The 10,209-nt window shown below is 63.1% G+C and carries 13 protein-coding genes; 7 read left to right on the top strand and 6 right to left on the bottom strand.

Translation table 11 applies throughout. The features are described from left to right. Positions 1-97 precede the first annotated feature (97 nt). From JWR89_RS07665 to JWR89_RS07655, 3 genes are all read right to left on the bottom strand, one after another. Positions 98-583 (bottom strand): 3-hydroxyacyl-ACP dehydratase FabZ family protein, encoded by a 486-nt coding sequence (locus JWR89_RS07665; RefSeq protein ID WP_299713886.1) that lies wholly within the window; start codon positions 581-583, stop codon positions 98-100. A 7-nt stretch (positions 584-590) separates the two neighbouring features. After that, entirely contained in the window at positions 591-872 is a 282-nt protein-coding gene (locus tag JWR89_RS07660; protein ID WP_143573138.1) for an acyl carrier protein, read from the bottom strand. Between the two features lie 188 nt (positions 873-1,060). Then, positions 1,061-1,378 carry a hypothetical protein gene (locus JWR89_RS07655; protein ID WP_299713881.1) on the bottom strand — a complete coding sequence of 106 codons (318 nt, stop codon included), beginning with the start codon at positions 1,376-1,378 and terminating at the stop codon, positions 1,061-1,063. A 120-nt stretch (positions 1,379-1,498) separates the two neighbouring features. Here JWR89_RS07655 and JWR89_RS07650 point away from each other — a divergent pair, with 120 nt between their 5' ends. Further along, entirely contained in the window at positions 1,499-2,125 is a 627-nt protein-coding gene (locus JWR89_RS07650; RefSeq protein WP_299713879.1) for a ParB-like protein, read from the top strand. Here JWR89_RS07650 and JWR89_RS07645 read toward each other — a convergent pair. The 3 genes from JWR89_RS07645 to JWR89_RS07635 all read right to left on the bottom strand — a co-directional run bounded on the left by JWR89_RS07645 (position 2,086) and on the right by JWR89_RS07635 (position 5,030). After that, positions 2,086-2,598, bottom strand: coding sequence for an MgtC/SapB family protein (locus tag JWR89_RS07645; protein ID WP_299713877.1), 513 nt, complete (start codon positions 2,596-2,598; stop codon positions 2,086-2,088). The genes JWR89_RS07650 and JWR89_RS07645 overlap by 40 nt on opposite strands. A gap of 29 nt (positions 2,599-2,627) precedes the next feature. Then, positions 2,628-3,206: a peroxidase-related enzyme gene (locus JWR89_RS07640; protein WP_299713874.1), complete on the bottom strand. Its 579-nt coding sequence runs from the start codon at positions 3,204-3,206 to the stop codon at positions 2,628-2,630. A gap of 72 nt (positions 3,207-3,278) precedes the next feature. Continuing rightward, complete coding sequence (locus tag JWR89_RS07635; RefSeq protein WP_299713873.1) at positions 3,279-5,030, bottom strand: DUF87 domain-containing protein; 1,752 nt, start codon at positions 5,028-5,030, stop codon at positions 3,279-3,281. A gap of 331 nt (positions 5,031-5,361) precedes the next feature. Here JWR89_RS07635 and JWR89_RS07630 point away from each other — a divergent pair, with 331 nt between their 5' ends. The 6 genes from JWR89_RS07630 to JWR89_RS07605 form a co-directional block, all read left to right on the top strand. Continuing rightward, positions 5,362-6,258: a LysR family transcriptional regulator gene (locus JWR89_RS07630; protein WP_299713870.1), complete on the top strand. Its 897-nt coding sequence runs from the start codon at positions 5,362-5,364 to the stop codon at positions 6,256-6,258. Between the two features lie 150 nt (positions 6,259-6,408). Beyond that, positions 6,409-7,437 (top strand): tripartite tricarboxylate transporter substrate-binding protein, encoded by a 1,029-nt coding sequence (locus JWR89_RS07625; protein WP_299713868.1) that lies wholly within the window; start codon positions 6,409-6,411, stop codon positions 7,435-7,437. 31 nt (positions 7,438-7,468) lie between these two features. After that, positions 7,469-8,344, top strand: coding sequence for an amidohydrolase family protein (locus tag JWR89_RS07620; protein ID WP_299713865.1), 876 nt, complete (start codon positions 7,469-7,471; stop codon positions 8,342-8,344). Positions 8,345-8,358: 14 nt separating this feature from the next. After that, complete coding sequence (locus JWR89_RS07615; RefSeq protein ID WP_299713863.1) at positions 8,359-9,081, top strand: PIG-L deacetylase family protein; 723 nt, start codon at positions 8,359-8,361, stop codon at positions 9,079-9,081. Beyond that, the gene (locus JWR89_RS07610; protein ID WP_299713860.1) at positions 9,078-9,770 is read left to right on the top strand and encodes a 4-carboxy-4-hydroxy-2-oxoadipate aldolase/oxaloacetate decarboxylase; all 693 of its coding nucleotides are present in this window, start codon (positions 9,078-9,080) and stop codon (positions 9,768-9,770) included. Before JWR89_RS07615 ends, JWR89_RS07610 begins: the two co-directional genes overlap by 4 nt. A 9-nt stretch (positions 9,771-9,779) precedes the next feature. Then, on the top strand, positions 9,780-10,209 hold a 430-nt coding region (locus tag JWR89_RS07605), incomplete at its 3' end, for an ABC transporter substrate-binding protein (RefSeq protein WP_299713858.1).

Here is a 10,209-nt window from a genome sequence, read left to right as displayed (position 1 = left end):
CGCATCCCAATGCGCGTCCGGGCCTTCGCCCAGGGACGTCGCCAGGCCGATGCCGGTGATCCAGGCTTCCACCGGTTCGGAATTCACGTGTCGCGTTTCAGCCATTGTTTCGTTCCTCGGCGATCGCCTCGGTAGGGAAGCCGATCCGTTGGGCCATGGTTTCCATGTGCCCGCGCAAGTCCGGATGGGGGAACGGGACGTGCCGGAAGGTCAGCGTGGAATTGCAGACCATCTTGCCCTTGGCGCTGACCTTGACCGCGGTCATCGCGAAGCCGGAGCCCTCGTGCACGATGCTGGCCTCGATCATCAACTGCTCGCCGGGGGTGACGAAGGTGCGCATCTTGGCTTCCTTCACCGCGGCGAGAAACGGCATGCGCTCGAACTTGTTCATTGCGATCACCAGCCATCCCGACGTCTGCGCCATCGCTTCGATCAGCAGCACGCCCGGCATCAGCGGGAAGCCGGGAAAATGCCCCTCGAAGATGGTGCTTTTTTCCGGAACGTTCGCTTCAACCGTAATGGTCCTCTCGCCGACGTTGAGGTCGGCGATGCGGTCGATCAGATGAAAATATTCGAGGTTCATGAGGGCGTTACGCGCCCTTGGCCGCGACCAGTTCGTCGATGCGGGCGCTGAGGTTCTTCAGGACGAAATACTGCTCGGTGGTTGCCTTGCCGTCATTGACCTCCTGGGTCCATTTTTCCAGCGGCAGCTTGATTCCGAATGCCTTGTCGATGGCGAAGGCAATGTCGAGGAAGTCCAGGCTGTCGATGCCCAGATCGTCGATCGCGTGGCTCTCCGGCGTGATCGTATCGCGGGGAATGTCGCAGGTTTCCGCGATGATTGTAGCGACCTGGTCGAATGTGGTGGACATCATTAAGCCTTTGATAGATTAAAGATAATTGCCAGAGCGGCGCGGAAAGAGGGGGCCTTGGCCCGAAACGCCCTGCCCGCCGTAAGGAGTCGATTGCCCGTATAACGGAGGGAGGCCCTCAGTTCAATGGCAGTTGAGCACCTGCTCACCAGCGGGTTTCGGACGGTGGATGACTCCCCGGGGGCGGCTCAGCTCTGCGGCACCGAAATACGGGCGCAGTCGCGGCGGCCGATCAACACGCAATCCTGGGTCTTGCGGAGGTCGGCGATGCTGACGGCCAGCCAGATTCCGATCCCGATGAGGGCGGCGGTCAGGGTGAAGGCGACGGCATTGGCCATCATGCGGTGACGGAAGTCGTCGGGCTCGTCGGGGGCTTTTTCATAGCGTGACAGATCGTCGGCCGCTTCAGAAGCGGGCGGGTGCGGTGCGGTCGCCGAGGTCCGCGGTACGAATTTGAGTACGCGGTGCTCGTCGTCCTCGCTGATGACCGGCTGCTGGGTTTTCATCTTTGCCAAGTCTGCGATATTTGGTCTGCGATATTTGATTTACAAAATAGCACGTTCGCCGTGTGTCGTTTAGCCAAACTCCGCATGGCACAGATGCGGCAACCGAAGGAGACCCGCCCGATGGCCAATACCCGTGAGCCGCTGCTGCAGCCGATCCCGATCCTGTCGCTGCGGCCGACTCAGATGACGGTGGGGATGCGGGAGGTCAAGGAGAAGCGCAAGCGCTGGCGTGAGCAGAAGTCGAAGCGTAAGCAGGCGGAATCGCTCGGCAAGCACATGATCCCCGTGGTGCTGGGGCCGGACCATAACCATTATGTGATCGACCACCACCACCTCGCCCGCGCGCTCCATGACGAGGGCGTCAAGGACATCCTGGTCACCGTGGTCGCCGATCTCACCATGGTCGATAAGGACGCGTTCTGGGGCGTGCTCGACAACCATCGCTGGGTCTATCCGTACGACGCCCGCGGCGTGCGGCATCATTTCAACGACATCCCGAAATCGATCGCCAAGCTGAAGGACGATCCGTTCCGCAGCCTCGCCGGCGAGTTGCGGCGCGCCGGCGGCTACGCCAAGGACATCACGCCGTTCAGCGAATTTCTGTGGGCGGACTTACTGCGCCGCCGGCTGTCGCGAAAGGACGTCGAGGCCGACTTCGAAAAGGCGATGGAGAAGGCGCTCGACCTCGCCAAGAGCAAGGACGCGATCTACTTGCCGGGCTGGTGCGGGCCGGCGTCGGAGGACTGAGCAACTGTTTCCGGCTCTTCCAGGTCGTGGTCCGGCTTGCCGCCGAGCAGGCGGTGCAGGCTGCGTTCGATACGACCGCCGGTCAGCAGGACGATAAAGGTGATCGCCAGGGCCACGGTCACGATACGCCACTGGCCGGCGCCGCACATGATGCCGATGCAGGCCGTCAGCCAGGTGCAGGCGGCGCTGGTCAGGCCGCGAATCCGAAAATGTTTTTCTGCGTGGAAGATCACCCCCGCGCCGAGAAAGCCGATGCCGGTCAGAATGCCCTGGATCACCCGGCTGCCGGCGTCGGTGAAGCCGCCATGGCCTATCGGGTCGGCCAGCACCACGACCATCGCGGTGGCCAGGCTGACCAGCGACAGGGTGCGGACCCCGACCGGCTTGCCATGCAAGTCGCGGTTGAGCCCGATGGCGCCGCCCGCCAGCGCGGCGAGGCCGAGCCGCAACACGATCTCCGACCAGTCGAGCACGATGCATATCCTTTGCTGAAGGTGTCGCGTTATTTCGGCAATCGGCCCATCATGTAGAACTCGGCGTTCGGCTTCATGCCGGTGACATTGGCCATGCGGTTGGACAGCGCAAAGAACGCCGCGATGGCGGTGATGTCCCAGATATCGTCGTCGCTGAAGCCGTGGTCGGCAACTTCAGCGAAATCCGCCTCTGAAACGGTTTCCGCTGAGCGGCTGACTTTCATCGCAAAATCCAGCATGGCGCGCTGCCGCGGCGTGATGTCGGCACGGCGGTAGTTCACCGCGATCTGGTCGGCGATCTCCGGGTTCTTGGCGCGGATCCGCAGGATCGCGCCATGGGCGACGACGCAGTAGTGGCACTGGTTAGCGGCGGAGGTGGCGACCACGATCATCTCGCGCTCGGCCTTCGTCAGCCCGCCATCCTTGTCCATCAGCGCGTCGTGATAGGCGAAGAAGGCGCGAAATTCGTCGGGCCGCCCCGCCAGCGACAGGAAAACGTTGGGCACGAAACCGGATTTTTCCTGCACCGCGAGAATGCGCGTGCGGATGTCGTCGGGCAGGGTGTCTATGGCGGGCACTGGAAAGCGTGTTGTGATTGGCTGGGTCATCGGCAGGGTCCGTCAAGGCGCGTGATGCGCAGGCGGCGAACCATAGGGGATGATGGCGGCGGCGAGAAGCCGCTACCGCAGCGGCTTCTTCAGCAGCGAGAAGCGGTCGGGGTCGAGGCCGAGCGAGGGCTGCAGCATTGGGGCTTCCAGCGTGCGCGCGATCGGGCGTTCGGTGAAGCCGGGATCGTTCGGCACGTCGCGGTGCGACGTGGCGCCGCGCCAGCGTTCCAGCACCGCACTGACGAAATGCATGTCATGGCCCGCGGCGACCGAAGGCACGGTCGAGATCGTGGCCTCGGAACGCGGCAACTGGTGCGCGGGCACTTCCTTGAAGCGCAGCCGGGTCGGCAGCGCCACGCCTTCGCCGAAGGCCAGTACTTCGCGGGTGCCGAGCGACGGCACGAACGACAGTAGATTGGCGGCCGCGTCGGACACGGCGGAGCGCAGCAGGGCCTGGTCTCGGTCGTTGGCCAGCCGCATCGCGAACAGGGTGTTGCACTGGGAGATGATGGTGGCGTCGAGCTCGGCGGGACGCTGCGTCACCAGGCCGAGATAGACGCCGTATTTGCGGCCTTCCTTGGCGATCCGCGACACTGCCTTGCGGGTCGGCCCGAACCCGATGTTGCGGTCCGCCGCAGCGTAGCGATGCGCTTCCTCGCAGACGAACAGCAGCGGCGAGACGCCATCGCTCCACAGCCCGAAATCGAACGCCATGCGGCACAGCACTGAGACCACGGAGTCCACCACTTCGGCCGGGAAGCCGGCGAGCTGCATGATGGTCATCGGCTTGCCGTTGGCAGGCAGCCGGAACAGATAGGAGATCACTTCCGCCATGGTGTCGCCGCCGACATTGGCGTTGTCGAACATGAAGGCGTAGCGCGGGTCGTTGCGGACCGTTTCGATGCGCGAAATCAGCTTGTGGTAGATGATGCGCGACGAGCGGTTTTCCAGCTTGCCCATGCGCTCGTCGATCAGTGAAATCAGATCGACCAGGCGGTAAGGCACCGGTGTGTCGGCGGTGTAGCCGATGGTCTTCGGATCGACGCGCTTCAGGCCGATACGATCGGAGTTCTGATACTGCGTATAGACGCCCTTGGCGATCGGAATGACTTCACCGAGAATTTCCAGCTCTTCCGGCACGCCGGGGCGGCCGGCGAACAGCACATCAACGATTTCCTCGAAATTGAACAGCCAGAACGGCAGCTTCAGATTGCGCGGATTGAGCACCAGTGCGCGGTCGCCGAAGCAGCGGCCGTATTCATTGTGCACGTCGAGCAGGAAGATGCGCAGGTTCGGGCGCACGCGCAGGATCTCGTTGAGCAGCAGCGACACGCCCGACGATTTGCCGACGCCGGTAGAGCCGAGCACCGCAAAATGCTTGCTCAGCATTTCCTCGACATCGACATAAGCGATGACCGACTTGTCCTGCTGCAGCGTGCCGACATTGATCTGATCGGAGCCGGTGGGCGCATAGACCGTGCGCAGCTCCTGATTGGAGATCAGCTCGACGATGTCGCCGATGGTCGGGTAATTGGTGACGCCGCGCTGGAACTTCGGTCGCTCCGGCGCGCCCAAGATCTCGCCGAGCAGATCGACCGAGGCGGTGGCGATGTAGAGGTCGGAGGCCGGCAGGCTCTCGCACGACACTTCGGTGATCATGGCGATGATGGTCGAATTCGAGCAGCGGATGCTGACGAAACGACCGACGGTGCCGCGGGCTTCGGCGGGGGCCATCTGGCTCAGCGCCAACAGGCCCACACGCGCCAGTGAGCCCCTGACGGAAATAATGCGTCCAAACGACGCCGCTGCGCTCATATCGGTCATATTGAAAAATCGCGTTGTCGCGCCCCGGTTCAGGGGACTATGCAGGGTAGGGACTGGAGAAATTGTTAAAGAACCGCGCCGTCGTCTCTAAACGCCTAGGTTGCAATGCGGAGAGACGGCCACTCCATTGTATCGTCGCTGCCCGCCGTTCGTAAAAATCGGCAGACAAAACAATAGGCTGCGCAGCGCGGCGGCGTCTCCGACCAGCTTACGGCGTGTTAACCAAACCTCGAGCCAAAGGACCGGTCGTGCCGCTTGCGCCGCGAGTCGGCGCCGCGGTACCTCTGTGAGGCCGGCTGTACCGGCTTTTTGACCGGCCTTGGCGGAACACATGCGCATCGATTTTCCAGGGCTGCAGGCGTTCCTGAGCATCGCCGAACGCGGCAGCTTTTCCCGCGCGGCCGCGCACCTCAACCTGTCGCAGACCGCTCTCAGCCATCGCATCAAGAAGCTGGAGGAGGATCTGGGACTGCAACTGCTGGCCCGCACCACCCGGCAGGTGGCCCTGACCCCCGCCGGGCTGGAGCTGCTGCCGACGGCACGGCGGATGATCGGCGAACTCAGCGATTCTATCGATCTGTTGCGGGCGCGCGGCCGCAAGCGGCAGGAGCACATCGCGTTGGGCTGCCTGCCGACCATCGCGGCCTATCACCTGCCGCGGGTGCTGAAGCAGTTCAATGCCGCCTATCCCGGCATCTCGATCAAGATCCATGACAACTCCGCCGGGGAGATCGCCACCCTGGTGCAGTCCGGCCAGGCCGAGTTTGGCGTCACCATCATCGCCATGAACATCTGGGATCTCGCGGTGACGCCGCTGATCAAGGAGCGCTTCGTCCTGCTCTGCACCAAGGACAGCCCGCTCGCGCAGCGCAAGTTCGTGGCGTGGTCGCATCTGGCCGATACGCCGCTGATCCGGATCAGCCCGCAGGCCGGCAACCGCGCGCTGATCGACGATGCGCTGGGAGATCGCCGCGACGCCCTGAACTGGCGCTACGAGGTGCAGCACCTGCAGACAGCGGTGGGGATGGTCTTCGAGAAGCTGGGTGTCGCGGTGGTGCCGAACATCGCGGTGGCCACCCAGGGCACCGCCGGACTGGTCGCGCTGCCGATGCGCAATCCCAGCGTCAGCCGCACCGTGGGCATCGTCGTCAAGCGCGGCCTGCCGGTCAGCAAGCCGGCGCAGGCGCTGATCGATTTGATCCAGGCGTATTTCCAGACCATCGGATAGGCGGCACTGCGCGATATATGCAGGGGAGCGCCTGATTAAGCTACAAATCTCATTTGTTTCATATATCGGAATTGGCTAATCGGGATGCCAGGACGACCCTGGCGCCTCGCAAGTCGTGCGGCGGCGCCGGCCAAAACAGAAAACACAGGGATGGACGCATCAAGCGTCTGGCAGGCATTCATGACGATGACGCGCGGGTTCTCAAGAAGACTGGCGGCTTTCTCTCTGATTTTCGGCGCTGCGCTCTTGTCGTGGTCGATGACGCCCGCGCAGGCGCAGTCGAATTTCCCGACCCGGCCGATCCGGGTCATCGTGCCGTTCGCCGCCGGCGGCGTCGCCGATATCACCATGCGCATCGTGGCCGAGAGCCTCGGCGACAAGCTCGGGCAGCGGCTGATCATCGAGAACATGCCGGGCGCCGGTGGCGTCGCCGCGGCGCGTGCCGTGCTGTCGTCCACGCCTGACGGCTACACGCTGGCCCTGCTTAGCAACGGCACCGCGGTCAGCGTTCCGTTGTTCAAGAGCCTGCCGTACGATCCAGTGAAGAATTTCGCGCCGATCTCCAGCATCGGCTTCTTCGATTTCGTCGTCGGCACCAATGTGGAATCGCCGTACAAAACTCTGGCCGATCTGATCAAGTTCGCCCGTGAAAATCCCGGCAAGCTCAATGTCGGCACCATCAGCGTCGGCAGCACGCAGAACCTGTCCGCGGCGCTGCTCAAGTCGGTCGCCGGCGTCGATTTCCAGATCGTGCCCTATCGCGGTACGCCCGAAGTCATCGTCGGTCTGCTGCGCAAGGATATCGATGTCATGATCGACAACTATGTCGGCATGAAATCGGCTTTGCTCGACCAGAAGATCACCGCCATCGGCGCCACCGGGGAAACCCGCTCGGTAATCCTGAAGGACGTGCCGACGCTGCTGGAAGGCGGTGTGAACGGCTACGACGTCGTGTCCTGGAATGCGCTGTTCGCGCCGAGCGGCACGCCGCCCGAGGTGATCGCCAAGCTCAACGCCGCGCTGCGCGAGGTGCTGGTTCTGCCGGACGTGAAGCAGAAATTGCTCGACCTCGGCATCGAGGCCCGCGCCAGTTCACCGGAAGAATTGAAGGCCCGGCTGGTCGATGACATCGCCAAGTGGACCAAGGTGATCGATCAGGCCGGCATCCCCAAACAGTAATTCACGCGTCACGAATCCAAGCCAACAGGACATGATGACAAAGCCAACCGTTCCCGGACCCGATCCCGACACCCGCACGCCAAAGTTCAAATTGCCGCCGCTGGCCTGCGACGCGCATACCCACATTTTCGGGCCTGGTTCCAAATATCCCTACGTCGGCTCCTACATCCCGCCAGACGCGCCGCTGGAGGATTTCCAGAAGCTGCACAGGATCCTCGGCATCGGCCGCGCGGTGATCGTCAATGCCAGCGTGCACGGCACCGACAACGCCGTTGCGCTCGACGCCATCAAGGTCAGCGAAGGCCGCTTTCGCGCCGTCGCCAATCTCGACGGTGCCATCACCGAGAACGGCTTGCAGGATCTGCACGATGGCGGTTTCCGCGGTTGCCGCTTCAACTTCGTGCGCCATCTCGGTGGCACACCGGACATGAAAGTGTTTCACCGCATCATCGACATGATTGCGCCGCTGAACTGGCATGTCGATCTGCATTTCGATGCCATCGACCTGCCGGACTATGCCGAACTGCTGGCGAAACTTCCGGTGCGCTACACCATCGACCATATGGGCCGCGTTAAGGCAGGGGATGGACTTGATCAGTTGCCGTTCCGCACGCTGATCGAACTGATGCAGCGCGACGAAAAATGCTGGGTCAAGGTGTCCGGTTGCGAGCGCGTGACGTCAATGGGCCCACCCTTCACCGACGCGGTGCCGTTCGCGAAAAAGATCTGCGAGACCGCGCCGGATCGCGTGATCTGGGGCACCGACTGGCCGCATCCCAACGTCAAGGCGATGCCGAATGACGGCGACCTCATCGACCTGATCCCGCTGTTCGCGCCGGACGCGGACGTGCAGCAGAAAATTCTTGTCGACAACCCCGCGCGGTTGTTCGATTTCGACAGCAAGTGAAGACAGGAATACCCATGTCGAAGCAAAAAACCGGCCTCGTCGTCTCCGCGCATCCCGGCGATTTCGTCTGGCGTGCCGGCGGTGCGATCGCGCTGCACGCCAAGAAGGGCTACAAGGTCAAGATCGTCTGCCTCGCTTATGGTGAGCGCGGCGAATCCCAGTTCGCCTGGAAGCAGGAGGGCATGACGCTGGCCAAGGTGAAGGCCGGCCGGCGCGACGAGGCGGAGCGCGCTGCGGCGTCGCTCGGTGCGGAGATCGAGTTCTTTGATGCTGGCGACTATCCGTTGCACCTGACCGAGGCGCACAAGGAGCGGCTGATCGACATCTACCGCGAACTCAACCCGAGCTTCGTGCTGACGCATTCGTTGGAAGATCCCTACAACGTCGATCATCCCGCCGCGACTGCCGCAGCTCAAGAGGCCCGCATCATCGCCCAGGCGATGGGCCACAAGCCGGAGGCCGAATACAACTATTCGGCGCCGCCGGTGTTCCTGTTCGAACCGCACCAGCCCGAAATGTGCAATTTCAAGCCGCAGGTTATCCTCAACATCGACGAAGTCTGGGACATCAAGCGCAAGACGTTCGAAATACTCGCGGCGCAAAAGCATCTGTGGGCATATTACGAGCGCGTGGCCCTGCAGCGGGGCATGCAGGGCGGCCGCAACACCGGAGCGGCTATGACCTATGGCGAGGCCTATCAGCGCCTGTTCCCGATGACCCTGGAGGTACTGGCATGAAACCCGTCGTTGTCAGGAACATCCAGCGCGCTGATGCCGATGTCGTCAAACGCCTGGGCGCGCTGGGCGTCTCCACCTCGCACGAGGCCTATGGCCGTTTCGGTCTGATGAAGACTTACATGCGTCCGGTATGGTCCGGCGCGGAGGCCGCGGGCACCGCGATCACCGTGCTGGCGCAGCCCGGTGACAACTGGATGCTGCATGTGGCGATCGAGCAGTGCCGGCCCGGCGACATGCTGGTGGTGGCTTGCACGACCGACAATACCGACGGCATGTTCGGCGATCTGCTGGCGACCTCGCTGAAAGCGCGGGGCGGCGTCGGCCTGATCATCGATGCCGGCTGCCGCGATATCAAGACGCTGCGCGAGATGGGCTTTCCGGTGTGGTCGAAGGCGATCTCTGCCAAGGGCACGGTCAAGGCGACGCTCGGTGCGGTCAACGTGCCCGTGGTCTGCGCCGGCGCGCTGGTCAATCCCGGCGACGTGGTGATTGCCGACGAAGACGGCGTGGTGGTGATCCCGCGCAAGGACGCCGCCGATGTCGCCGACAAGGGCGAGGCGCGCGCGGCGCTGGAGGAGGACAAGCGCAAGATGCTCGCTTCCGGCGTGCTTGGCCTCGACATGTACAGCATGCGCGAGGGACTCGCGAAGGCCGGCCTCGTCTATGTCGACAAACCTGAAGACGCGTAGGGTCGCGCCATGATGAAGCTCCGCGTGCTGCTAGGCGACCACCCGCACACCGCGGCGCTGAAATCCGGCACGGTGACGTCCGATCTCGTCGAAATGCAGTTCGCGGACTATTCGCCGACCAACAAGGGTTTCAAGCCCATGGTCCGCAACGCCGCCTTCGATGTGGCGGAAATGGCCATTGTCACCTTCCTGATGGCCAAAGCCCACGACAAGCCGATGGTGCTGCTGCCCGACGTGATGATGGCGCGGTTTCAGCATTCGTTTGCCGTCACCAATCCGGCATCCGGGATCGTTACGCCAAAAGACCTCGAGGGCAAGCGCGTCGGCATCCGCTCCTTCACGACGACAACAGGCGCGTGGCTGCGCGGGATTCTCGCCAATGATTACGACGTCGATCTGGGTGCCATCGACTGGATCACTTTCGAGGATCCGCACGTCG

Source organism: Tardiphaga sp. (assembly GCF_028290785.1).
Taxonomy (GTDB): domain Bacteria; phylum Pseudomonadota; class Alphaproteobacteria; order Rhizobiales; family Xanthobacteraceae; genus Tardiphaga.
The sequence above is the reverse complement of the archived record's forward strand: the minus strand, read 5'-3'. Positions and strand labels throughout refer to the sequence as shown.